Annotated in this window: 24 protein-coding genes; 7 read left to right on the forward strand and 17 right to left on the reverse strand. The window is 63.3% G+C overall.

Going from position 1 to position 22,736, the window contains the following annotated elements; genetic code table 11:
- Positions 1-58 precede the first annotated feature (58 nt).
- From L21SP4_RS07665 to L21SP4_RS07690, 6 genes are all read left to right on the forward strand, one after another.
- Positions 59-1,225: an efflux RND transporter periplasmic adaptor subunit gene (locus L21SP4_RS07665; RefSeq protein ID WP_160300745.1), complete on the forward strand. Its 1,167-nt coding sequence runs from the start codon at positions 59-61 to the stop codon at positions 1,223-1,225.
- Positions 1,222-1,911 (forward strand): ABC transporter ATP-binding protein, encoded by a 690-nt coding sequence (locus L21SP4_RS07670; protein ID WP_052882102.1) that lies wholly within the window; start codon positions 1,222-1,224, stop codon positions 1,909-1,911. Before L21SP4_RS07665 ends, L21SP4_RS07670 begins: the two co-directional genes overlap by 4 nt.
- Entirely contained in the window at positions 1,904-3,055 is a 1,152-nt protein-coding gene (locus tag L21SP4_RS07675; protein ID WP_052882103.1) for an ABC transporter permease, read from the forward strand. The genes L21SP4_RS07670 and L21SP4_RS07675 overlap by 8 nt, the downstream gene beginning before the upstream one ends.
- A 3-nt stretch (positions 3,056-3,058) precedes the next feature.
- Positions 3,059-4,210 carry an ABC transporter permease gene (locus tag L21SP4_RS07680; protein ID WP_052882104.1) on the forward strand — a complete coding sequence of 384 codons (1,152 nt, stop codon included), beginning with the start codon at positions 3,059-3,061 and terminating at the stop codon, positions 4,208-4,210.
- A 72-nt stretch (positions 4,211-4,282) separates the two neighbouring features.
- Complete coding sequence (locus L21SP4_RS07685; protein ID WP_144413795.1) at positions 4,283-4,870, forward strand: hypothetical protein; 588 nt, start codon at positions 4,283-4,285, stop codon at positions 4,868-4,870.
- Positions 4,871-5,089: 219 nt separating this feature from the next.
- Entirely contained in the window at positions 5,090-6,286 is a 1,197-nt protein-coding gene (locus tag L21SP4_RS07690) for a TolC family protein (RefSeq protein WP_074041422.1), read from the forward strand.
- Between the two features lie 268 nt (positions 6,287-6,554).
- On the opposite strand, the gene L21SP4_RS07695 is transcribed toward L21SP4_RS07690, so the two are convergent.
- The gene (locus L21SP4_RS07695) at positions 6,555-7,850 is read right to left on the reverse strand and encodes an ATP-binding protein (protein ID WP_052882107.1); all 1,296 of its coding nucleotides are present in this window, start codon (positions 7,848-7,850) and stop codon (positions 6,555-6,557) included.
- 275 nt (positions 7,851-8,125) lie between these two features.
- Complete coding sequence (locus tag L21SP4_RS07700; protein WP_052882108.1) at positions 8,126-8,584, reverse strand: Fur family transcriptional regulator; 459 nt, start codon at positions 8,582-8,584, stop codon at positions 8,126-8,128.
- A 180-nt stretch (positions 8,585-8,764) separates the two neighbouring features.
- Between L21SP4_RS07700 and L21SP4_RS07705 the strand changes: the two genes are divergently transcribed.
- A complete protein-coding gene (locus tag L21SP4_RS07705) occupies positions 8,765-8,935 on the forward strand; it encodes a DUF362 domain-containing protein (RefSeq protein WP_052882109.1) in 171 nt (56 codons plus the stop codon).
- Between the two features lie 74 nt (positions 8,936-9,009).
- Here L21SP4_RS07705 and L21SP4_RS07710 read toward each other — a convergent pair whose 3' ends face one another.
- From L21SP4_RS07710 to L21SP4_RS07780, 15 genes are all read right to left on the reverse strand, one after another.
- Positions 9,010-9,909, reverse strand: coding sequence for a cation diffusion facilitator family transporter (locus tag L21SP4_RS07710; RefSeq protein ID WP_052882110.1), 900 nt, complete (start codon positions 9,907-9,909; stop codon positions 9,010-9,012).
- Positions 9,910-10,082: 173 nt separating this feature from the next.
- The gene (locus tag L21SP4_RS07715; RefSeq protein ID WP_052882111.1) at positions 10,083-10,313 is read right to left on the reverse strand and encodes a hypothetical protein; all 231 of its coding nucleotides are present in this window, start codon (positions 10,311-10,313) and stop codon (positions 10,083-10,085) included.
- Between the two features lie 53 nt (positions 10,314-10,366).
- The gene (locus tag L21SP4_RS07720) at positions 10,367-10,756 is read right to left on the reverse strand and encodes a hypothetical protein (RefSeq protein WP_144413796.1); all 390 of its coding nucleotides are present in this window, start codon (positions 10,754-10,756) and stop codon (positions 10,367-10,369) included.
- Between the two features lie 73 nt (positions 10,757-10,829).
- Complete coding sequence (locus tag L21SP4_RS07725) at positions 10,830-11,453, reverse strand: hypothetical protein (RefSeq protein ID WP_052882113.1); 624 nt, start codon at positions 11,451-11,453, stop codon at positions 10,830-10,832.
- A 54-nt stretch (positions 11,454-11,507) separates the two neighbouring features.
- Entirely contained in the window at positions 11,508-11,990 is a 483-nt protein-coding gene (locus L21SP4_RS07730; RefSeq protein WP_052882114.1) for a methyltransferase family protein, read from the reverse strand.
- Between the two features lie 110 nt (positions 11,991-12,100).
- Positions 12,101-13,855, reverse strand: a complete 1,755-nt coding sequence (locus L21SP4_RS07735) for an ABC transporter ATP-binding protein (RefSeq protein ID WP_052882115.1) — start codon at positions 13,853-13,855, stop codon at positions 12,101-12,103.
- Positions 13,852-15,657 carry an ABC transporter ATP-binding protein gene (locus L21SP4_RS07740; protein WP_052882116.1) on the reverse strand — a complete coding sequence of 602 codons (1,806 nt, stop codon included), beginning with the start codon at positions 15,655-15,657 and terminating at the stop codon, positions 13,852-13,854. Before L21SP4_RS07740 ends, L21SP4_RS07735 begins: the two co-directional genes overlap by 4 nt.
- Positions 15,654-16,211 carry a class I SAM-dependent methyltransferase gene (locus tag L21SP4_RS07745; protein ID WP_052882117.1) on the reverse strand — a complete coding sequence of 186 codons (558 nt, stop codon included), beginning with the start codon at positions 16,209-16,211 and terminating at the stop codon, positions 15,654-15,656. The genes L21SP4_RS07740 and L21SP4_RS07745 overlap by 4 nt, the downstream gene beginning before the upstream one ends.
- Positions 16,208-16,720, reverse strand: a complete 513-nt coding sequence (tsaA, locus tag L21SP4_RS07750) for a tRNA (N6-threonylcarbamoyladenosine(37)-N6)-methyltransferase TrmO (RefSeq protein ID WP_052882118.1) — start codon at positions 16,718-16,720, stop codon at positions 16,208-16,210. The genes L21SP4_RS07745 and tsaA overlap by 4 nt, the downstream gene beginning before the upstream one ends.
- Positions 16,717-17,358, reverse strand: a complete 642-nt coding sequence (locus L21SP4_RS07755) for a class I SAM-dependent methyltransferase (protein ID WP_074041423.1) — start codon at positions 17,356-17,358, stop codon at positions 16,717-16,719. Before L21SP4_RS07755 ends, tsaA begins: the two co-directional genes overlap by 4 nt.
- Positions 17,359-17,440: 82 nt before the next feature.
- On the reverse strand, positions 17,441-18,475 hold the full coding sequence (locus L21SP4_RS07760) for a class I SAM-dependent methyltransferase (protein ID WP_052882120.1): 1,035 nt from the start codon (positions 18,473-18,475) through the stop codon (positions 17,441-17,443).
- A 120-nt stretch (positions 18,476-18,595) separates the two neighbouring features.
- On the reverse strand, positions 18,596-18,997 hold the full coding sequence (locus L21SP4_RS07765) for a hypothetical protein (RefSeq protein WP_052882121.1): 402 nt from the start codon (positions 18,995-18,997) through the stop codon (positions 18,596-18,598).
- The gene (locus L21SP4_RS07770; RefSeq protein WP_074041424.1) at positions 18,994-20,100 is read right to left on the reverse strand and encodes a type IV pilus twitching motility protein PilT; all 1,107 of its coding nucleotides are present in this window, start codon (positions 20,098-20,100) and stop codon (positions 18,994-18,996) included. Before L21SP4_RS07770 ends, L21SP4_RS07765 begins: the two co-directional genes overlap by 4 nt.
- A 129-nt stretch (positions 20,101-20,229) precedes the next feature.
- Positions 20,230-21,990, reverse strand: coding sequence for a type II secretion system protein GspD (locus tag L21SP4_RS07775; RefSeq protein ID WP_052882122.1), 1,761 nt, complete (start codon positions 21,988-21,990; stop codon positions 20,230-20,232).
- Between the two features lie 260 nt (positions 21,991-22,250).
- Entirely contained in the window at positions 22,251-22,736 is a 486-nt protein-coding gene (locus L21SP4_RS07780; protein ID WP_144413797.1) for a hypothetical protein, read from the reverse strand.

A 22,736-nucleotide genomic window follows, 5' to 3' on the forward strand; every position in this document is an offset into this window, starting at 1 on the left:
ACCCGGAACGGACAAGAGACAATCAAGAAGGTATGGCGGGGCTCGATGGAAACCCGTTGTGTTGGCCGTGCTGCTTCTCGGCGGGCTGATCGCCGTCCTGGTCTTCATCTTCCGAGATCAGCTCACGCCCGCCAAGCCGGTCGGGACCGGCCGAGTCATTCTGCTGGCCGGCGATACGGATAGCGCGTCGTCACCGGTTGCGGGCGACGAGCTGCTCTTCCAGGCCTCGGGCTGGATTGAGCCCGATCCGTGGCACGTGGATGCCTTCACCCTCGTGGACGGCTTTGTCCTGGATGTCTACGTCAAGGAAGGCCAAGCGGTCACGAACGGTCAGATAGTTGCGCGTCTCGACCCGGGGGACGCGGAACTCGGCCTGCGGGTCGCCGCGGCGGCCGTCAGGGCGGCCCGCGCGCGTGTCGAGACGGCGCGGGATACATGGTCGCGGATCGAGCCGCTGCCCGCGCGCGACACCACCCCCGCGGAACGCGTGGCGGCCGAGAATGCCGTGGTGGAACTGGATGCGGAGCTGGCCGTGGCGGAAGCCAAACGGGACATGGCTCAACTCGCCCTTGACCGGACGGTCGTGCGCGCCCCGATAGACGGGATCGTGCAGCGGCTGTATGCGCATCCGGGCTTGAAACGGCGGGCGGGGAGCGACGATCCGGAAAGTACGACCATCGTGTCGCTATTCGATCCCGCCAGGCTCCAGGTGCGGGTGGACGTGCCTCTCGCGGAGGCCGGTCGGCTGTTCGTGGGACAGCCGACGCGCATCTCCACGGCGATGCTGCCGGGCGCGGTCTTCACCGGGCGGGTGACGCGCATCGTGGGCGAAGCCGACCTGCAACGCAACACGCTGCAGGCCAAGGTCGAGGTCCATGATCCGGATCCGAGAATGCGGCCGGAAGTCTTGTGTCGAGTCGAGTTCCGGGGGAGCAGCGGCAGCCAGGGGAATGCGCAAACGTCGGCCAACACAGGCCGACAGACCCTGTGGATTCCGGAGGAAGCCTTGGGCGATCCTTCACGCTCCGAACAGGACGTCTGGGTCATCGATCCCATCTCGGACCGGGCCGAGCGGCGCGCGGTACGCCTGGGGCCTTCGCGTCGTGACGGCTACCGGCGCGTCCTCGACGGGCTGCGTCCGAACGAAACGGTCGTCACGTCGGGAGCGGCTCAACTCGAAGCCGGCGACCGTGTCATCGCGCGCAACAAGGAGGATTCACCATGAGCGACGTCCTGATTCACTGCCACAAGCTGACCAAGCATTACAGGAAGGGGCCCCGCACCGTGACCCCGCTCGAAGCGCTGGACCTCGACATAGAACGGGGGGACTTCGTCTCGCTTATGGGGCCTTCCGGCTCCGGCAAGACCACGCTGCTGAACCTGATCGCCGGGATCGATACGCCCAGCGAGGGCGTGCTGGAAGTCTGCGGCGAGGATATTACCCGGTTATCGCGCGGCCGACTGGCGCGGTGGCGCGCCCACCACGTGGGCTACATCTTCCAGCTCTACCACCTTGTGCCAGTGTTGACGGCATTCGAGAATGTCGAACTGCCGTTGCTGCTCGACGACATCTCGCGACGCGAGCGGCGCGAACGCGTGGAGCAGACCTTGGCGATGGTCGGGTTGGGCGACCGCATGCACCACTACCCGCGCGAGCTATCCGGCGGTCAGGAACAGCGTGTTGCCATCGCGCGGGCGCTGGTCGCGTCGCCCGAGCTGCTGGTGGCCGACGAACCGACCGGCGACCTCGACCGCGAGGCGGGCGATGCCGTTCTCGCGTTGCTGCAGAACCTGCGCGCCGAGCACAATAAGACCATCGTGATGGTGACGCACGATCCGCACGCCGCGGACGCATCGGCCCGGGTTCTGCACCTGGAAAAAGGACAACTCCTGGAGGCGCAGCATGCTTAGCAAAGCGGGACGGCTTGCCCTTTTGGCAACGAAGCAGCTCTGGCGCCATCCGGTCCGAACGTCGCTGACACTGCTGGGCGTGGCGTCCGGGATGTTCCTGTTCACGACCGTGCAGACGATGCAGACGACCCTTGACCGCGCCACGCGCGTGCAGGCCGCGGACACGACGCTGGTGGTCTACCGCGAGAACCGGTTCTGTCCGCAGACCAGCCGGCTTCCGGAGTACTACGAGAACGAGATCCGGGCCATTCCCGGCGTCCGGGAAGTCATCCCCATCAAGGTCACCGTCAACAACTGCGGGGCCAGCCTGGACGTCATTACCTTCCGCGGCGTTCCGCCGGGCCAGTTGGCGCGATATGCTCCGGAGATCGCCGTGATCCGGGGGTCGTACGACGACTGGAAGAATCGTGACGACGGCGCCCTCGTGGGGAAGCAGTTGGCCGACAAACGCGGACTGCAGCCGGGCGACGCCTTCGAGGCGGTTGGTGTCCGGGTGATCGTGAGTGGCATCATCGATTCGCCCCTGCCGCAGGACAACGCCGTGGCCTACGTCCACCTTCCGTTTCTGCAGCAGGCCTCGCGACACGGCTTGGGAGTCGTGACGCAGTTCAACGTACGCGTGCAGCCCGGCGAGGATATCGAGCGCGTGGCCACGGCGATCGACAAGCGCTTCAAGAGCGAGACCGAACCGACCGTGACGCAGCCGGAGAAGGCGTTTTTCGCCCAGACGGCGCGCGAGCTGATTGACCTGATCGGGTTCACGCGCTGGATCGGCTATGGCGCCGTGCTTGCCGTCGTGGGGCTCATTGCCAACGCCGTTCTGCTCGTGGTTCGGGGGCGCGTCCGCGAGAACGCCATCCTCCAGACGGTGGGCTTCCCCGAAAGCGCAGTGGGCTTTGTCGTGGTCTCCGAGGGGGCGGTGCTGGGGTTTGTAGGGAGCTGCATAGGGATCGTACTGGCGTCCGGTTTTCTGGCGTGGCGCGGTCTGACCTTCGGCAACGAGGGGCAGACGCTGGCGCTTGTTCCTGACGCGTCGGTTATGGCGACCGGACTGGGGCTGGCGCTCGTTCTCGGGATGACGGCCGCGCTCGGGCCGGCCTGGATCGCCATGCGCAGACCGATTGTCGAAAGCTTGAGGAGCTGAGCTATGTTGCCGTTTGGCTATGCCGTCAGGAACCTGTTTCGCGATCCGAAGAGCCTCTTCCAGGCCGTGCTCGGGAGCGCGCTGGTTGTCCTCATGGTGATGGTCGCCGCCGCGCTGAACGACGGCATGGCCGGTGTGCTATCGGCATCCGGTTCGCCGCGGAACGCGATCCTGCTGGGCGCCGGCAGCGAGGACAGCGTGCTTCGTAGCGAGATCTCCGAACGCGCGGCCGGCATTGCCGAGTCGAGCCTGAACGGACTGGCGGAGATCGCGGGTGTCCGCGCGGTCTCGCCGGAGATCCATCAAATGACCCTGGTCTCGGCCGCCGGGTCGGATCAGCGGCAGGCCCTTGTTCGCGGCGTGACGGAACGCGCGCCACTGGTGTACACAAAGATGACCGTCACCGAGGGGACTTTCGCGCGGCCCGGCGGCGTCATGGTCGGCCGCCTTGCGTGGCGGAGGCTCGGCCTGCCGAAGGACGCCCTTGGACCCGGCCGGGAGATCGTCGTCGAGGATGTGACCATGACGGTAGCGGGCGTCTTCGCCGCGCCCGGCACGGTCATGGAGTCCGAGATCTGGATGGATTTGAACGACCTCCGATCGCTGTCGCTGCGGAAGAACCTGAGCTGTGTCGTCCTGCGCCTGGATGGCGGGGCGTTTCCCGATGTGGACCTGTTCGCGAAACAGCGTCTCGACCTTGAGCTCGCGGCGCTACGGGAGAGCGACTACTTCGCGAGGCTGTCCGCTTTCTATGCACCCATTCGCGGCATGACCTGGATGACGGCGATCCTGATTGCGACCGGCGCGTTGCTCGGTGGACTGAACACGCTCTACGCCGCGTTCTCGCCGCGCATCCGCGAGATCGCGACGCTGCAGGCCATCGGGTATGGACGCGGGGCGATTCTGTTCTCGCTCATCCAGGAAGCGACCCTTGCCGCCCTGTGCGGCGCCGTGGTCGCGGCGACGGCGGCCGTGTTGTTCCTGGAAGGGGTTGCGGTCTCGTTCTCGATCGGAAGTTTCGTCCTGCGCGTCACGCCGGTCGTGGCGGCGGTTGGGTTCGGTACAGGGTTGGGTCTTGGCCTGGTCGGAGCGATCCCGCCCGGACTGCGCTGTTTGCTCCCGCCGGTGCATGAGGCGTTGCGGTCGGCGGGGTAGGAAGGGGCATGGGTCCATGGTCATTGGTGATTGGTGCGGCAAAGAGAAGACAGGAACATGGAGGATAGGCGGATGAAGAAGAGATGGCTTGGATTGATGGTAGTGGCTGCGATGGTCGTCGGCGTGGGGTGCGGGAAGAAGGCGGAGCAGGGCTCGGTCGAGCCGGTAGCCGTGCCCAAGGCGTTTGTCAGTGAAGAGCCGGCCGGAGAGCCGACACCGATCCCTGAAGCACGCAAGCTGCCACCGGGGACGGATGTGCTTCTCAAAGGGCTCGTCATGGGTGTGCGCAGTCCGTTTGTCGAGGGCCGCGCCCTGTTCATTCTCGGCGACGAAGCCACGATCACGCCGTGCAACGCCAAAGACGATGACCATTGCTCCATGCCCTGGGACGCCTGCTGCGATCCGCTCGAGGTGCGTGCCGCCGGCACGGCGGCGATACAGGTGCTGGACGATACGGGCGAGGTTTTGGAGCAGGGCCTCAAGGGCGTGAACGGCCTCAAGGAACTGAGTCGCGTGACCGTCGCCGGCGCCGTGGCGCCACACTCGACGACGAACGCATTCGTCGTCAACGCCGCGTCGTTGTACGTGGAGCCCGAAGCAAGCAACCAACCAGAAGCCAAAGACGCCCACGCAACCTGCCCGAGCTGCCCCGCAAAGTGATGCAGGCCACAAATGACCAATGACCAATGACTAATGACCAGTGACCGCCGCGCAGCGGCCAAATGACCAATGACAAAAACCCGCACATTCGTGGCCATCGCGCTCCTGACCGTATGCTTATCGCCAGCCGAGGGAAGCAGCACAAACCGTGTCCCGTCCCTTCCAACCTGGGGCGAGGCGGTCGGTAGGGCCGAGCTGGACGCGTGGATCGCGGCCGCCATGGTGGCTGCGCCTTCACTGGACGCCGCGGAGCGAGCGGTACGCGTGGAGGCCGCGGGCGGCAGGGCGGCGCGTTCCGGGCGTTGGCCCGATCTCACGCTGGAAGGCGACCTGCGCGCCGGCCGGCGGAATACCGCGATGACCGGCGGAGAGACGCTTGACGTCGAATCCGTGGCCGCCCGCGCGTCGGCCGCATGGGACCTCGATGTCTTCGGGCGAGTGCGCGCCGAAGTCGGCGCCGCGCGCTTCGCGGAGCTGGCCGCCGACCACAGGCGGCGTGACCGCCGGATCGCCTTCGCAGCCGACATGGCGGAAGCGTACGTGCTGGGGCGTCTCTGGAACGACCGCCTTCGGATCCGTGACGAGGCCGTGGCGGCGCACGATGCCCTGGTCAGGTACGCGGACGGCCGAATGAAGGTAGGCCTGGCCCTGCCGGCCGAGCGCGACCGTCTCGAGGCCGAGCGACAGGCCGCCAGGCAGCAACGGGTACATGCGCAGGAAGAGATATCCGATCTCGACGCACGGTGGCGCTACCTCGTGCCGGAATACGAGGCGCCGGATCTGCACTCGCTTGGCGGCCTCTCGTCCGCCGAGCCTGTTTCCGCTCCGCCGGAGACGGCGATCCATGCGTATGCGGTGAATCGCCCGGATGTCCTGGCCGCGCACGCCCTCTGGCAGGCGGCGGGGGAAGGGGCGCGCGGCGCCGCGCGCAACCGGTTGCCGACGGTGTCCGCCATCGTAACGGCCGAGGGCGAGGGCCCGTCCCCCGTTGACGAACCCGAAGCCTGGACTGCCTGGGCGGGCGTGCGCCTGTCCCTTCCCGTCCTGGCGCCGGGTCGTTCAGCCCAGGTAAACATCCGGCGGGAAGAAGCACACATCCAGGAGGCTCTGTTCGAAGAGACCGTGGCCCTGGCGATTCGGGACATCCGTCAGGCCTACGCGCGCCGACTCCACGCTGAACAGGCATGGCGTGCAGCGCAGGTCTCCGCCGACCGCCTGCGGGAGTCGTTCGAATCTTTCAAGCGCCAGTTCGAGCAAGGACGTGTGCCGGTTCCCACCGTCGAGCGCGCGAAGCTGGACTGGCTCGCCTCCGAAGAAGCGATGCGCGTCCGTTATGCGGAAGTCCTCCTGCGCCAGGTCGATCTCGTCCGTGCATGCGGCGGCCCAACAGACACGGCACTCCACTCCGGCAACTGAGCCAGGCGGAAGCACCGCGCGCGAACGCGCCCGGTGGTCGTCTTGACGGGTGCCCGACAGACAGGCAAGACTTCCTTGGTCCAACGGCTGTTTCCTGCTTATAGCTATGTGAGCCTGGATCTGCCGGACCATGCTACATCTTCCCTCCGGTCGTGTTCTGTCACCTGGCTGATTTGCCGGGAAAAAACATGTCGGCCCGGGTACACCGCCGAGACGACGCCAGACAACACCGTCAAGGCTGCCTGCCTTCTCAAACGGACACGCGCATTCATGATCTCTGCGCCTCTTCACAACCTGACAGCAGGTAACGCCAGGCGGGAATGGAGTTGGGTTCGGCCTCGGACAAACCCGGCGCATACTCGTGGTAAACCAGGTGTCCCCGTGCCTCGGGCCAAAGGGTCCTTCCGAACTCCATGACGTTCTTCTCGCGCTCGAATGCGGCATCGTCGGCCAGGCTCCAGCACGTGTTCGCAAACCAGGCGCCCTCGCCGTCGCACAGGTCGACTTCATGAGCATTCGAGTAGTAGTAGAGGTCCCGACGGCGTCGGCGAGCCTCCAGAAAGACGGCCGTCTCCAGCTTGTGGCCGACGTCGCGCTGGGGGTATGCCTTGAAAGCCGCGACGAGACCGGGGTCGATCACATGCAACTTCTTGGGATTGTGCTCCTGCTTGCGCAACGACTCGTCGCGTTTCGGCACCATGAAGACCAGAGACGCATCCTTCAGGCAGCCGAGGTACTCGTGCAGCGTGTTCTTCGACACCGCCAACCCCAGCGATTTGAAGTCACGGTGTAGCTTGCTGACGTTGATCAGCGATGCCGTGTTCCGAAAGCAGTACCTTAACAGGGTTCGCATGACCTTCTCGTTCCGTACTCCATAACGCTCGACCACGTCCCTGAACAACATGAGCGAGGCGTACTCCTCCAGGATCAAGGGGCGCAGCGGCGCCTCGGCGAGCACGATCTCGGGGAAGCCGCCCCATGTCAGATACTCGACAAGCTCCGCGCGCGCGCGGCTCTCGTCGCGAGCGCTGAACGAGGATATCTCCACCTCTCGAAACGAGAGAAACTCCCTGAAGCTCAGGGGAAACACCTCCAACGTGATGCTGCGTCCCCGCATTGCGGCAGACAGGTCGCGGGCCAGAAGCCGGGAGGACGAACCGGTAACAAAGATCGATATATCCTCGGTATCTTTAAGCCGCCTGACCCAACGCTCCCAGCCGGGTACGTCCTGCACCTCGTCCAGAAAGAGGTAGGTCTTGCCGGAGGCCGTATCGGGGTACAACTCGTTCAGGCTGCGAAGCACAAGATCCAGTTCTTCGGCGCGCACGGGGTGCAGGCGATCATCCTCGAAGTTCAAGTACACGAGCTGTCGCCGGTCCACGCCTTGCCGGACGAGCCGGTGCATGGCGTCGAACAGCAGGAACGTCTTTCCGGAGCGGCGCGGCCCCGAAAGCCCCACCACTTTGCCGGTGTCCGCCGGGAGAGATCTATCGCGAGGACGACAAACCGGCAATTCGCCTTCGATGAACTGGCGCAACACATACTTCAGATTGTAACTGTTCATAGCGACAATATAGATACTCCCGTCCCTTTATGCAAGGACAATCTCGCATCTCGTTGGCCATTTGCGGCTTCGCCGCGTCATCGGTCATGGGTATCCCATTCCGGGCCGTTTCCTTTGTGGGCCTCTCACTCATTCAATCGCACTCCCATATCCTCCCACCATTGGCCAATGACCAATGACGGCCGCGCAGCCTGCCCGCATTGCCCGCCCGCAACGCTGGCGCGTAGCGACTGCGGGCAGGCTCCGCAAAGCGATGTAGGCGGGCGGCCAAATGACTACTGATTACACTCCCGGCAAACACCCAGCACGGTGATCCGGTGCGCTCGCTGCTTGAAACCCGCCTTGCGGCAGGCGATGGCGATGCGCTGGTGGATCTTGGGGTCGAGGAACTCGATGAACTTCCCGCACTGCTCACAGATCAGGTGCTCATGGTCTTCGAATCCCAGGGTCCGGTCGTAGTGCACCTCGCGACCGGCTTCGCGGATCTCGCGCAAGAGACCGGCACGAACCATCAGGCCCAAGGTCTGGTACACGGTGCCACGGCTCACACGGGCCGGGCCGGCATTGCTCAGATCCATGGCAAGCTCCTCGGCCGTGAAATGGCCGTCGCCTCTGAACACGCGATCGCAAACAATCCGGCGTGGCTGAGTGACCCGCAGACCCGACTCATCCAGGTAGTTGCCGAACACGAGCCAAGCCTTGCCCGTGGTCAATGGGTTTTTCTGCCCTGCCATCCTCTCTTCTCCGCGCACTGCCTGGGGGCAACGTGCCTCCTATTCAGACCAGATCTAAAGAATGATTCAGTAACGTGTTAGTGAAGACAAACTCGGCCATGGAGATCTACGGTATTGGTGTTGCGGCAAGGTGCGACGCTCGCATCGTGCCGGCAGCAACAACCCGAAGGAGGTACCATCATGGCCTACAAGATATCGGATGAGTGTACTGCTTGCGGTTCCTGCAAGGACGTCTGCCCGGTTGAGGCGATCAAGGAAGGTGACCCCAAGTACACGATCGACCCGGACATCTGCACCGACTGCGGAGCCTGCGAGGCCGAGTGCCCCGTCGAGGCGATCAGCGCGGGCTGAAGCCAAACCACGGAAAGTCGTGAGCGCCGACGCCCTCACGGGTGCCGGCGCTTTGCTTTTCCACAAAGTCGCAGTCACTCTTCGCGGCTTCCTTGCGACTGCCCTTCCCCTGATGCCGTCGTCTGCAGTGTCAGTTCGCTAAAGCCGAAACGGTGCCGGAGCTCCTTTGCGAGTTGATCCGTGATCTCGGTGCAATCCGTCACGCGAACGCCTTCCGCCATGACCAACTCGGCCGTGAAGGCGGTGACATCGTCCGTGATCGACCAGATCCTGACACGCTTGAGGCTCTCCACCTGCGGGCATTCGGCCGCGACAAAACGCTCGACGTCAGCAGTCGTGATGCGGCTCGGAGCAATCTCGAGCAGGATGCGGGAGGTATCCCGGAAAAGCCCCCACGCCCACGCGAGAATCACCATCGCGATACCGATACTGAGGAGGGGGTCGATCCAGGTCCAGTCCGTGACGGCAATCACCAGTGCGCCAATCACGATGACGACGGACGACACGGTATCGGCCGCCATGTGCACGAGCGCACTCCGGACGCTGATGTTCTTACCGTGGCCATGAAGCAGCAGGATGCTGGCGACGTTGACGGCGAGGCCGATCGCTGCAACGACAAGCATCTCCCGCGTTAGCACCTCCTGCGGATTGAGCAGCCGCGCCACGCCCTCGTAGGCGATCGTCGCAGTGACGGCGAAGAGGAAGAGCGCATTGGTGTATGCCGCGAGCACTTCGGCCCGCAGCAATCCGAACGTGCGGTGATGGCACGGCTTTGATGACGCCATGCGCAGGGCAATCGCGCTGATGCCCAAGGCGAAGACGTGCGTGAACATGTGGCCGGCATCGCTGAGCAGCGCCAGGCTGCCGGTCAGCAGGCCGCCCACGATCTCGATCGCCATGCCCGTCACCGTAATCGCCATCGACCACAACAGGCGCGCCTGCGAAAGGGAGCGGTACTGCAGGAGTTCATCCATCCCTCCAGCATGCGTGTGGCGATCCGATTCATGAGTGCGTCCCGTCGTCATGGCTTCACCCGTGAAGGGGAGAGGGGGCAGTCATTGCTTTCGATTCCGCTGATGAGCCTCGGCGGTGGGGCGCTGGCCCCATTTGAAGAATCGTCCTCATAGTCCCTATGGTCTACAGTTTCTCAGTGGTCGTCTTCGCAGGTCTCCTCCTGATCATTGCCGTCATTCTTTGTCGCGGTTGGCTTGCATGCTCCATGGTCGCAGCCGTCGTGCAACTCTGTCTGTGCGGCGTCGGGCTCGCCCCTCGCTATGACGATGCGGTACACAGCGGCAGCGGCAACTGCGGCGGCCAGGATGATGATTACGATGCGGGGCCATAGGGCGGATGGCTTGGTGCTTCTTCCTTCTGTCATGTGTCGGCTCCTTACTATCGGTCGTTGGTGTAGTACCGGCTTCGACAAACCCATCAGGAACCGTCCCGCAGTTCGGGGCCCTTACCTTCGCCGTAGGTCAGCAACAGGTAATCATGCAGGTCGTTCAGGAACTGATCGAACTCCCGTGCGGGCAGGTCCTTCCTGGGCCCCGTGAAACGCAGCACGGGTAGAAAGTCGTTCGGCATAGCCTTGAGCAGACTCTCGTTCAGCACGACCGAAACGGTATTGCTCCCCATCTCTACCATGATGTCCGCGTCCGCCTCGCGGCCAATCCGGATGCCATGACCTTCCGCAATGTGCTCGATCATGTGCGCGTGGCTGTGACCATGTCCGTGCTCTTCGTGGTGTACGTCCCGCCGACCGCAGCCGGCAAAGAGAGCCAGACACAACAGCAACAGGTGGCGGGGCTGGCGCCTTCTCATGATGACATCCTTCTTCGTCAGTCATCGGTCATTAGTCATGGGTCATCGGTACCCTCTTGCCATTGACTAATGACTAATGACCAATGACCATTCCCTCCGGCCGGGTGCGACTGATGTAATCCAGCATCCGCTCAATGGTCGCGGCCTGTTCCGTGACCTTGGCCCTCAATTCCCCAACCGAGAGATCCTCCGTGGGCACGGTGCTGTCCGGTGGCGCAATATCAGTCAGGGAAACGTCACAGCGCGGTCTGATCGCACTGAGACCGCGATGCAGGCAGGCATGCGCGACCGTCCTGCCCAACGTGAGCTTCTGCTCGCAGGGATCCGTGAGCAATCCCCAGAGGATCCCCGGAAGCTCGTAAGATTCCGCCGCAAGGCTGTCGAGGCGCTCCCGCACCGTGTCCAACGATGCCCGGGACACCCACGCCACTTCTTCCCGGAACTTGTCGTCCAAGAGATGGCTGACTTCCCGGCTGAACTCGTTTTCATGATGGGCGCCCTGGTGCGCTGCCTGCAGCAGCAAGCCCCGGTCTTCGGCCAGGCGCGACCCAAAGCAAGGGCACGCGCGAGGGATCACGGCGTTTTCGAGTTCATCCGTACTCAGGCCGATCCCGAGCATGGTGCAGATCGACGTGCAATCCAGCTTCCAGATAGGAGTGCGCTTGCTTGGTTTCTCGCTATTCTGTTCCATTTCCATGTCCAGTTATCCTTGGTCATTGGTCATTGGTCATTGGTCATTGGTCATTGGTCATCAGTCATCGGTCATTGGCGACTTCCGCCGCGCGTATGGCAGAATCCGCGCCACGCGTTTCGAGTAGTCTCGGTACGCTTCGCCGTATTTCTCTGCAAGCCATGCCTCCTCGCCGGGCAGCACAAGCCGCAGCACGACATACATGATGAACGGGATCGCCAGGAGCAGCGGGTTGCGGAAGAACAGGACGAAGCCCGGCACGAGAAACAGAATCCACGCCGCGTAGATCGGGTTGCGGCAGAGGGCGAAAACACCGCTCGTGCAGAGCGTCTCGGCCTGGTGCGCCTTTCTCAGCGTGATAGCGGAGATGAACCAGAACGGAATGCCGGCCAGCAGGATCGCGATGCCCGCGCCATAGAACCACCACGGTGAAATGGCTGTCACCACCAGCGATTCGCGGAACACGGCCGCGCAGACGACCACCGGCGCGGACGCCAGCAGGCTCCAGAGCAACCACTTGCCGCCTATTCCCCAAACCGTCATCTCTTTTCCTTCTGTCGGTCATATGCGGCTGCGCCGCCGTCATTGGTCATTTGCGCCTGCGGCGCGTCATTGGTCATCAGTCAATGGTCAGTGGTCGGAACAACCAATGACTAATGACCAATGACATTCTCACTGATGCTCCATCCGGCGGATTCCTGTTGCAGCTTCCACATCCGTGCGTAGAGCCCGTCCACCGCCAGCAATTCCTCATGGGTTCCCGACTCGGCGATGGCGCCCTTGTCGAGCACGATGATCCGGTCGGCGCGGCAGATGGTCTTCAGGCGGTGTGCAACCACGATCACCGTGCGACCTTCAATCAGGCGATCGATCGCCTTCTGCACGTCCCGCTCGTTCTCCGGGTCGAGCGAGGCAGTCGCTTCGTCCAGAAGCACGATCGGCGCGTTCTTCAGGAACGCACGGGCAATGGAGATACGCTGCTTCTCGCCGCCCGAGAGAGTGCACCCGCCTTCGCCGACCGGTGTGTCGTACCCTTGCGGCAGAGCAGCAATGAACTCGTGACAGCAGGCTGCCTTCGCCGCTTCCACGACCTCCTCGTCGGTTGCGCCTTCCCGGCCGAAGCGGATGTTGTTGCGAATCGTATCCTGGAAGAGATAGACGTCCTGGAAGACCATGGACAGACGGCGGAACAGTCGCTCGGGATCCATGCCGGTCATGGGTTCCCCGCCAAGGCGAACCGTCCCCTCGCCCGGATCGTAGAAACGGGCCGCCAGCTTGAGCATGGTGCTCTTGCCGCTGCCGGAGGGACCGACCAGGGCGGTGAGGGTTCCCGGCTCCATCCGCGCCGAAACACCATGCAACACCGGTTCGTCGTGGTAGCCGAACGAGACGTTGTCGAACTCGATATCCGCGGACTCCGGAGGCGCTTGCGTTCCGTCCATCTCCGGTTCGCGGTACAGGTTCAGGATGCGTTCGCCCGCCTGCTCGCTGTAGCGGACCAGGGCGAACTGCATGAGAGCCAGCGTCAGCGGATCGAAGATGCGCGAGCCGACGATCAGGAACGCGACGAAGACGAGCAGATCCAACGTTCCGCCGATCAGCAGATGCACGCCCACCAGCACCATGATCGTCAGTCCCGCGCGCATGCAGGCGATGGCGAGCATGAGGAAAGGTCCGACCCATCCTTCCAGCCGGATGCTCTGTTTCATCAACTCCCGGAATGACATCTCAAGGCGCGCGAAGCGCGTGCCGGTCAAGTTGTAGGCCTTGATGACGCGGATGCCGTACAGGTACTCCTGCAGGCGGTTCCCGGCGTCGATCTTGGCGCGCATGTGGCGGCGGCCAAGGGCGCGGACGATCTTTGTCGAACCCGCGAAGATCACCAGCGCCACCGGCAACGCCGAGAACATGGCAACGGCCATGCGCCAATCCAGAAAGGAGAGACCAATCACCGCCAGAACGGGCATGACCAGTGCGCCGATCAGTTGCGGCACGAAATGCGAAACGCTCTGCTCAAGCAGTGCAAAATCGCCCATCAGCATGTTCGCGAGATTCCCCGGGTCACGTCCGGTGAGGTAGCCCAGCGGCAATTTGCGCAGATGCTCGGCCAGTTCCGTCCGCCCCTCCGCCGACACGGAATAGGCCTGACGGAAGCAGGCCCGGTAAGCCGGGCGTTCGGCCAGGAAAATGAAGGGAAGCGAGACCGCCAGGGCGGCGCATGTCCACCAGAGGCTTGCCGTATCCAGCGGGGCGCCGGACGCGTATGCGCCGAAGATCGTTCGCACCGCCTGAAGCGCCAGCACGAAGGGAATCAGATTGACCAGGTTGGACAGAAGGACGAACGCAACCGGCTTCCGCAGCTTGTCGGGATGACCGACGGTCACATGATTCAGAAATCGGGCGATCATGCGGATTCCCCCTGTCGAAAGGCCCACATCGACGCATCGCTGTACGTGTCCCACATGCGCTTGTAGAGTCCGCCTCCCTTGAGCAACGCCTCGTGTCGCCCTTGTTCCACGATACGGCCTTGCTCCAGAACGACGATCCGGTCCGTATGGCGAACGGTCGACAAGCGGTGCGCGATCACGATGACGGTCTTGTTCCGGATCAGTTCCCGCAACGCCACGTGCATCTTGTGCTCGTTCTCCGGATCGGCAAACGCCGTCGCTTCGTCCAGTACGAGGATGGGCGCATCCTTCAGGATCGCACGGGCCACGGACACGCGCTGCTCTTCGCCGCCGGAGAGGTACACGCCACCCTCGCCGATTTTCGTGTCGTACCCGCTCGGCAGGCGCGCGATGAAGTCGTGGCACTGTGCCGCCCGGGCCGCGGCCTCGACCTCTTTGCGGCTGGCGCCGGGCCGGCCGATGCGGATGTTCTCGAACAGGGAGTCATAGAACAGAAACGTGTCCTGGAACACGAAGGACACCGTGTTCATCAGGTCTTCCCCTCGCATCTCGCGGATGTCCACGCCACCGATGCGAATGCGGCCTTCGGACACGTCCCAGAACCGCGGGATCAGGTTGGCGACAGTCGACTTACCCGACCCCGACGGGCCGACCAGTGCGGTGATGCCGCCCTGGGGCGCGCGGAACGAGATGGCACTGAGCGCCTCCGTCCGCGTCGAGGCGTCGGGCGCGTCGTAGGAGAAGGAGACGCCGTCGAACTCAACGTCGTACCCTTCGGGCCGCCGGGACTGCGCCGGCTCCACGGTTTCGGGCTCGGAGAAGATGGCGTCGATCCGGCTGACGCCTTCGCCGATGTCCTTGAGAAGCGACGACATGAAGAGCAGCTTGTAGAGCGGCGCGGCCGTGCCGGGCGTCATGACAAGGAAGAAGAGGACCGTCAGCGCCAGGGCCATGTTCTGCGGTTCTCGGCTCAAGAGCAGGGCGCCTACCGGCAGCACAAACGTCAGAAAAGAGGCCAGGATCGTCTTGTACGCGATGTAGCCATTCTGAAAGGAATCGGTCCACGCGGTGACCATATCGCGATAGCGGATCATGTCGCCGTGGAAGCGCCGGAAGGAGCGGACCGTCTGGCCGAACAGCTTCACCGCCGGCATCCCGCGTACATACTGGATAGCGGACGCGTTGATGTTCTCGAGCGCGTCGTGATACTTGGCCATCATCTCCCTGGCGCCCTCGCCAAACATCATCGATGCCTGAACGGCCACGCCGGCCAGGAGGGCCAGCACGCAGACCAGCGCCATCCATCCGTTCAGCCAGAACATGACGGCAAACATTACGACAACCGTAGCCGCAACGCCGACGAGGTCCGGGACTTGGTGCGCGACAAAGCTCTCGATCTTCTCCACGTTCTGTTCGAGCGTCTTCTTCACCGCCCCAGTGGATGTGCGGGAGAGATACCCCAGATGCAGCTTGCCAATGTGATTCGCCAACCGCACGCGCAGACCGTAGAGGATGCGGAACGCCGCAACGTGCGAGGCCATCAAGCTGACGTAGAGCACCACGAACCCCGCAACCAACCCGCCCAGGGCGATCCATCCCCACCGCGCCATGAGCGCGCCGTCGGCCTGCGCGGGCGCTCCCGCATGGCGCAGGAGTTCGGCCAATATGAAGTAGACCGCCAAGTATGGAACAAGCATGAGGATGGAGCTGACGGCCGAGAGCGCGCAGGAGAGAACGAGCAACCCCTTGCGCTCGCCCGCGATCTCAAGCAGCCTTCCCACGCCTTCGGGTTTCTTCTTCATGATTCGTCTCCGCCTTCGGTAGATTGCTCGAATCGCAGGCGCGCGATGCGCGGGGCAATGCGGGACCGGATAAAGGGCAGGCGGACAATGCAGAGGCCTTCGGCAATCAGTAGAACCGGGCGGCCGGCATCGTCGACCTTCTCCATCCATTCCGTATCGAACACCGAAGCGGTGAGGAAGCGGTAGCGATCGGTCTCCTCGAAGAAGCGGCGCCGGAGTTCCAGAGACTCGGCCAGGTCCGGTTCATACCAGTCCGTCTCGACGCCAAGGCGATGGCGGCGCGTATCCAGGCCAGCGCCAAGATTCACCACCACGCCGTCGGGATTGCGCCGCAGAAAGTCGCTCGTCGCCCGATCCAGAAGCATGGTGCGGATGGCGACGCCGAGTTGAGAAAGACGGGCCTTGGCGAACTTGGCGAAGTCATACTCGATTTGCCGCACCATCTCGGCCGCCTTGTCGTCGCGCACGATGGGGTCGGGCTCCTCGCCCTCGACGGCCCGCGCCCACAGGGGGATAAGGAGTGTCTCAGGGATGCCGCTTAGTTTTGCGGTCATTCTTGATCCCTCCCTTGTTCAGGCGCATAGTCGCGTATACCGCGTTCCCGGGCCGTGTCGTCCGCCACTTCGTCCTGCCAGCCGGAACGGACGTTTTCGCGGAGGTCATAGCGGGCAATGAAGGGCTTGATGTCCAGGAGAGGCGTTCCATCGAGGATGTCGACATCCTCGACGTGCAGCGTGGTCCCTTCGACCGAGAGCAGGCGCACGACGCTGAATCCGATATGGTTGGGGCGGAACGGGGCGCGCGTGGCAAACACGCCGCGTTCCTGATCCTGCAGGTACGGACGGACCCGAAGCTTCACCTTGTCCGCGCGGTCAAAGCGATAAACCAGGTAAATATGAGAAAAACCTTCCAGGTCGAGGAGACCGTCTGCATACCTCTCCTCTACCGTGACCGTGCCGCGTATGCCCCTGGCGAAGACCGGCTGAATCGGCGTTTCTTTCGGTTTTCTGTGAGGGGAATGAATATGTCCGATGGGTTCTATGGTGTATCGTCCGGTGCTCATTGTAATCTCCTTCCCCAGGTGCAAAGGGTTGGGGCTTCCGACGCGCCCCCATCATTGGGATTGTGCAAGATGATCTGCCGGACCTCGCTAAGCCCGGCCTTGGCAAAGCCGTCCGCGTACCGGGCTTTTGACCACATCTGCATGGGCACGCCCAGCCTTTCGGACCAGTCGTGGCTGGCGGCGTTTTCATGATAGAGATCCACCAACACCCACAGCCAGCCGCCCGGTGCCAGCAGGCGCGCGGCATGGTCCAGCCCCTCCTGGATACTGGAGAAGTAGTAGAAGACTTCCATGGAGAAAATGGCATCGAAGGTCAGCCCCTCACCCGGTTCCCAATTGATGAAATCGGCCGCTTCCAGTCGGACATTGCCCAGTCCGGCCGTGGTCTCTCTGGCCAGACGGATCATGCCCTCGCTCACGTCGATGCCCACGCATTGGCCGTCACGGTACTGGTTCGCGGCGATATGCCGCAGCCCCAGTCCGCACCCGCAGCCGACCTCCAGATAGTTCCCGTCGGAGTTCGGAATCATTTGCCATACCTGCCGGACGCGAGGCAGGTGGTTCTGCCACATTGGCCGTGCGCGGTCACCCGTTGCCCAGTGATCAAATAGTTGTGCTGCTGCATGACTATCGCTCATGAGCGATCCTTTGTTTCCATCATCTTCCTTTTTTTTTCAAAGTCTTCCGCAAAACGAGACCAATACGTCTCTTTCTCCATCGTTAGCTCCCTTTTCTTCCAATCGTCATTTCAACCGGCCCGAAGGCCGGCGCGTCGAGGTCGGTCAGGGTGCGCATCTCGGTCGACACGAATCCGGCGTCCAGCATGGCGCGGGCGACTTGTCCGGTCAGAAACGACATGTCGTGGCCCGTCACCTTGGTCGACAGCCAACTGATCACGCTCGCTGCCGGGGCCGTGCCGTCCACGCTCATCCCGTCGGAAGTCACCATGAAAACGCCCCCCGGCGTCAGCGCGTCGAGCACCTTGCGCATGATGTCGCCCAAACGGTCGCGGTAGAAATTCAGCGTGAAGTTCGCCATGACGAACTCGTAGCCCGTGCCGAAGTCGTCGGTCATGTAATCGCCGCCCTCCACGGTAACGCGGTCGCCCATGCCATACTCGGCGACCACCTCCTCGGCCACCTTGGCCACGGGCGGCTGGTCGAAGACAACGCATTGCAGCGACGGGTGGGCCGCCGTGACCGCGATGCCGATAAGGCCAGGGCCCGCCCCCATGTCGAGAATCTTCGTGAACGAGGGGAACTCGGGCAACGCCGCGACAAGGCGTGCGAGCCTTTGTGCCCGCCCGGCGCGGGTCAAGGCGATGCCGGCTCGTGCGCCCTGCTCCCAGATGGCCGGGTCGGCCAGGTCCTCCCTGGGCGGCGGGCCGTCCTGGAGCAGCTTCTTCAGGCCGCCGTTCAGCAGCGGCTCGTTCCAGCCCGCCATGTACAACATGGCCGCGCCGAGGGACGTTTTCTTGCCGCTGGCGAGAAGCGCCTCTGCCCGCGGGGTGTTCTGAAATCGCCCGTTCGCTTTCGTCAGGCAGCCGAGCGCCACCAGCGCGTTGAGCACATACTCCGTGTTGGCCGGGTGAAGCGCCAACGCCCCGGCAATCTCGTCCGCCGTGGCGGGCTCGACTGTCCGGTCAAACAGGTTCAGCTCGATGGCCGTCTTGAGCAGTTCCCACTTCACCGCCTCGTACGGCAAGTCCAACAAGGCGGATGAATCACAGGTTGTTGACGGCAAAGACTTCTTCATGTTCGCATCTCTCTCCCTCGGTGGGCATGGTCAGTAGTCATCGGTCATCAGTCATTGGCGTGCCCGCCAGCTCCCAATGCCCAATGACCCTCCGTCACTCTCCGAGCTATGGAGGGCACGCTATTGACCAGTATCATTCGCGATCGACGGTGCATTCGCGATCGAGGAGTCCCAGAAGACGGTCGCCAAGCCTTCGCGCGCCAGCCCGTCCCGGACCATGATGGTGTTGCCCCCGGTCCCGCGCGACGTATGCGTGTAGGTCGCCTTGTCGGCCGACTGCGCCACGATACTGCCCATGGACGAGTCGCTGACGGACCATTCGAGAGGATACACGATCGGTTCGGGATTCGTATCACCGATGGAGACGTCGGCCGTGAGGATCACGGTTTTCTCGTCGCCGGTCAGGGTTGTGGTGGCGGGCGTCACCGGCAGCTCGCCGCGGACCTCGTCGTCATCGGGCTCGCAACCCGCGCACAGCAATATAAGCGGTAGTATTATCAGAATCAGATGGTGTCGTTTCATCGTGTACCTTTCCGTTTCGGCGATTGGCCGGCGTGGCGATCGAGTTCTTCAAGCAGATTCGCCTTGTCTTCGCTGTATTCGAGAGCCGTGGCGCGGTCGATCTTGCGGCGTTGCAGCAGGGCCAGCAGCGACTGGTTGAGCGTCTGCATGCCGTGTTCGCCGCCGGTCTGCATCGCCGTGCGCATCTGGTGCGTCTTCTCCTCGCGGATCATGGCGCGAACGTTCGGGGTCGCCACCAGGATTTCGGCGGCGAGCGACCGTCCCCCGCCGTTCGCCCACGGGACGAGCTTCTGGCTCAGCACCACCTGAAGCGTCGATGCAAGCTGCACCCGAACCTGGGCCTGATGCGCGGCGGGATAGGCGCTGATGATGCGCGAGACGGATTGCACGGCATCGGAGGTGTGCAGCGTCGCGAAGGTGAGGTGTCCGGTCTCGGCCAGGGTCAGCGCCGCGGTCATGGTTTCCAGGTCGCGCATTTCGCCCACAACGATCACGTCCGGGTCCTGACGCATGCTGCGCCGCAACGCTTCAGCGAAGCTGGCGGTGTCGCGACCGACTTCGCGTTGCGTGACGAAGGACTGGAGGCTCCTGTGCCGGTACTCGATGGGATCCTCAATGGTATGAATATGGCAGGGCCGTGTCTTGTTAATCTCGTTGACCAGGCTGGCGATGGTGGTGGACTTACCGCTGCTGGTCGTTCCCGTGACGAGGATCAGCCCGGAATGCATCGCGCAGATGCTCTTCAGCAGTTTCACGTCCAGACCGAGCTCGTCCAGCGCGAAGAAGCGATCGGGCAGCAATCGAATGGCAGCGGCGAAGTCGCCCTGTTGGCGGTAGGCGTTAATACGCAGGCGCGTTCCGTCCTGGCGCTCGAAGGCGGCGTCGAGCTCGCCGGTGTGCCGCAGCCGGTCCAGCGCCTCGTCGCCGACCGCGCCAGCGATGACGGCGGCGATCGCCTCGGCGCTCAGCGCGGCATCCCCCTCGCCGACACGCTCCAGGCGGCCGTGCAGACGGAGCACGGGCGGATTGCCGGCGGCGAGGTGCAGGTCGCTGCCGCCGCGCACGGCCAGCTCGTCGAGCCAACGATCCAGATCAATGTTCATCTGTCATCTTCCCAAGGCTGTCGCGAAGATTCACCACGGAGACACGGAGACACAGAGAATTCGTCTCCTTGCTCCGCGCACTCTCCGTGCCTCTGTGGTTCAACTTGCTTCAACATCCTGCACTCCCGTCTAATGCCTAACGCCTAACGCCTTCTCCCTAACCCCTCCTTCAAGCGTGGCGCCATCCGAGCCGACCGTTTCGAGAAACTGTTTTGACGCCGATTCCGCGTCGCCGGGTGCAAGCACGACGTACGGGCGAATCAGAACCAGCAGTTCGCTGCGTTCGTCGCTCTTGACCGTGCGCTTGAACAGGTTCCCGAGCAACGGAATGTTCATCAGCAACGGCACGCCCGTCTCGCGATCTGCCTGCCGCTCCCGAATGAGGCCGCCGATGGCGACGGTGTGCTTGTCCTTCGCGAGCACGGTTGTCGTAACGGAGCGTTCGTCGATGTCTTGGGTTCTGAACTGCTCCCCTACGTCGCCGTACTCGATCGTCCGCTCGTCACCCAGTTTGGTTTCCTCCTGGAGTATCCGGATGGTCACCGTCCGGTCGGCGTGAATCTTGGGCGTAATCAGGAGCGTGGTTCCAATGCGCTCCTCCTCTGTTTGAGGCTCCGTTTCGTAGTCGAGGACCAGGCCCGTCTCGATATCCCGTACGGCATTGAGCTCAACGCTCTTGAGTATGGTCACTTCGCTCCCGATGAAAACGCGTGAGGCCTCGTTGTCGGCCACCAGCAGGCTGGGCGTGGCCAGCGAATGGATGCGCTGTTCATCCTGAAGGAGTTGGATACGCGCGCGCACATCGGCGCTGACAAACGAGAACACGGAAGCGAGCGGGTCGATGCCCGTGCCTTGCGGGACCAGGCTGAACGGATCCGAGGATCGAATGCTGTTGCCGGGTTCCGCCGTAATGCCGGTGGCCCGGCCGCCACTCAGCATCTGTCCGTCTCCCGTGGAGTTCTGGAACAGCCAATCCACTCCCCGCGCGCTCTCGTCGTCGAGCAGGATGTCGAGCACCTTGACTTCCAGAAGCACCTGCGGCTTGGGTTTGTCGAGCTGTTGGATCACGGTCTTGATCGTCTCTACGGACGCCGCGTCGCTGGACCGCAGGATCAGCGCGTTGGCGGAGGGCGAGGCGGAGATGTAGACCAGTCCCGGCCGGTCGTTGCGTCCGCCGATGTCCTCGGGTATCCCCCGCACGGCCTGCTGCGCTTCCAGCGAGCGCTGTTGTTGCTCGACCACTTCTTCGACGGTCTGCTCTTCCGTCGCACGACCGGACCGACTGCCGTAGCGGCCGGTTCGATCCCAGGTGTCACCGGTCCGTCGGCGGTATGAGGAGCCGTCGTATCGATCCCGATAGCCTGTCGTCGTACCGCCGAGGTTCTCGGAGTCAACCAGCGTGGCACGGTCAGCCATGGTGTCCATGCGGTCGAGGGCGCTTTCGATGCGCGGCATGTCGTCAGCGATGTCTTCGGGCGGCGGGTCCCAGACCACCCGGTCCTGGAACAGTCGCGCCAGGGCGTCGCCGATCTCCTCCGGCGCGGGATACATCACCGGGACGACCTCGACGGCCTCGTCGGCATAGAGATTCAGACCCTCTCGGTATTCCTCCATGGTTTCGATCTGGATGATGTCCGATCGTCGCGAGCGGCGATACCAGAGCCCGTACGTCGCGCAGATCGAACGGAGGGTCTCGTCGATGCCTGTATCGGACAGGTAGAAACTGATGCGCTTCTCGCCCGCCTTCTCGCTGACCAGCACCTTCCAGTCCGCCTCGCAGCCGCGCGTCATCAGCTCGGCGAAATCCCGCAACGCCATGTCGCGAACGAAAACCGATTCGATGACGATGGCCTCGTTCGTGTCCTGGGCCTGCGTCGAAGCGACCGGCAACCCCGCCAGGAGCAGCGCGACGCATAGAGCGGGGAGGATGGTGTGTGGGAAGTGTATGGGTGTGTGTGGGGTTGAAGAGAGGGAACGAACATCGAACATCGAACACCGAACATCGAACATCGAAGTCAGAGGTTGTCCGGCTGTTGGACGTTCGATGTTGGACGTTCGATGTTGGGCGTTCGCACTCATTCCCAATGCGTTATGCATGAACCGAGAAAGTCGGTTCAACCAATGACCAATGACTAATGACCAATGACTCTTCATCGGTATATCCTCACATCCTGCGGCCGGGTGCGCGGCGCGATTTCGATTTGACTGGCGGTCACCGATTTCACCAGCAGGTATAACTGCGCATCGGTCGCCCCCGCGGCGGCGCCGCCTCCGGCGGCACGGTCCACCTGAACGATGTCGCCTTCGCGGACGAAGTAGAGGTTCTTCACGCCGGGGATGGATATCGCACCCACTGGCTCTTTGCCGGCCACGGCCAGAATTCCCACTACGCGGATGCCTGGCGGAAGCGCGGCAGGTCCGGCGCTGACGAAGCCTTCGTCATCCGTCAGCCCCCGCATCGCAAACGGGTCGCCGGTCGGCATCCGGGGCGGAGGCGTAACCTCCGCCGCGGCGGTTCCCGCCGGCGCAGCCTTCTCTACCGCATTCGTCGCGACGCCAGCGGACACGCCGTCCTGCGCCATCGCCGGAACGGCAACGGCCCCCCATAGCCACAGAAACCATATCGCTTGTTTCAT

Source organism: Kiritimatiella glycovorans (assembly GCF_001017655.1).
Classification (GTDB): domain Bacteria; phylum Verrucomicrobiota; class Kiritimatiellia; order Kiritimatiellales; family Kiritimatiellaceae; genus Kiritimatiella; species Kiritimatiella glycovorans.

Bases quoted from the DNA above. Each gene is read 5' to 3' on its own strand.
- L21SP4_RS07670 (WP_052882102.1), top strand. From the start codon at position 1,222: ATGAGCGACGTCCTGATTCACTGCCACAAGCTGACCAAGCATTACAGG.
- L21SP4_RS07675 (WP_052882103.1), top strand. From the start codon at position 1,904: ATGCTTAGCAAAGCGGGACGGCTTGCCCTTTTGGCAACGAAGCAGCTC.
- L21SP4_RS07680 (WP_052882104.1), top strand. From the start codon at position 3,059: ATGTTGCCGTTTGGCTATGCCGTCAGGAACCTGTTTCGCGATCCGAAG.
- L21SP4_RS07685 (WP_144413795.1), top strand. From the start codon at position 4,283: ATGAAGAAGAGATGGCTTGGATTGATGGTAGTGGCTGCGATGGTCGTC.
- L21SP4_RS07690 (WP_074041422.1), top strand. From the start codon at position 5,090: ATGGTGGCTGCGCCTTCACTGGACGCCGCGGAGCGAGCGGTACGCGTG.
- L21SP4_RS07695 (WP_052882107.1), bottom strand. From the start codon at position 7,850: ATGAACAGTTACAATCTGAAGTATGTGTTGCGCCAGTTCATCGAAGGC.
- L21SP4_RS07700 (WP_052882108.1), bottom strand. From the start codon at position 8,584: ATGGCAGGGCAGAAAAACCCATTGACCACGGGCAAGGCTTGGCTCGTG.
- L21SP4_RS07705 (WP_052882109.1), top strand. From the start codon at position 8,765: ATGGCCTACAAGATATCGGATGAGTGTACTGCTTGCGGTTCCTGCAAG.
- L21SP4_RS07710 (WP_052882110.1), bottom strand. From the start codon at position 9,909: ATGGATGAACTCCTGCAGTACCGCTCCCTTTCGCAGGCGCGCCTGTTG.
- L21SP4_RS07715 (WP_052882111.1), bottom strand. From the start codon at position 10,313: ATGACAGAAGGAAGAAGCACCAAGCCATCCGCCCTATGGCCCCGCATC.
- L21SP4_RS07720 (WP_144413796.1), bottom strand. From the start codon at position 10,756: ATGAGAAGGCGCCAGCCCCGCCACCTGTTGCTGTTGTGTCTGGCTCTC.
- L21SP4_RS07725 (WP_052882113.1), bottom strand. From the start codon at position 11,453: ATGGAAATGGAACAGAATAGCGAGAAACCAAGCAAGCGCACTCCTATC.
- L21SP4_RS07730 (WP_052882114.1), bottom strand. From the start codon at position 11,990: ATGACGGTTTGGGGAATAGGCGGCAAGTGGTTGCTCTGGAGCCTGCTG.
- L21SP4_RS07735 (WP_052882115.1), bottom strand. From the start codon at position 13,855: ATGATCGCCCGATTTCTGAATCATGTGACCGTCGGTCATCCCGACAAG.
- L21SP4_RS07740 (WP_052882116.1), bottom strand. From the start codon at position 15,657: ATGAAGAAGAAACCCGAAGGCGTGGGAAGGCTGCTTGAGATCGCGGGC.
- L21SP4_RS07745 (WP_052882117.1), bottom strand. From the start codon at position 16,211: ATGACCGCAAAACTAAGCGGCATCCCTGAGACACTCCTTATCCCCCTG.
- tsaA (WP_052882118.1), bottom strand. From the start codon at position 16,720: ATGAGCACCGGACGATACACCATAGAACCCATCGGACATATTCATTCC.
- L21SP4_RS07755 (WP_074041423.1), bottom strand. From the start codon at position 17,358: ATGAGCGATAGTCATGCAGCAGCACAACTATTTGATCACTGGGCAACG.
- L21SP4_RS07760 (WP_052882120.1), bottom strand. From the start codon at position 18,475: ATGAAGAAGTCTTTGCCGTCAACAACCTGTGATTCATCCGCCTTGTTG.
- L21SP4_RS07765 (WP_052882121.1), bottom strand. From the start codon at position 18,997: ATGAAACGACACCATCTGATTCTGATAATACTACCGCTTATATTGCTG.
- L21SP4_RS07770 (WP_074041424.1), bottom strand. From the start codon at position 20,100: ATGAACATTGATCTGGATCGTTGGCTCGACGAGCTGGCCGTGCGCGGC.
- L21SP4_RS07780 (WP_144413797.1), bottom strand. From the start codon at position 22,736: ATGAAACAAGCGATATGGTTTCTGTGGCTATGGGGGGCCGTTGCCGTT.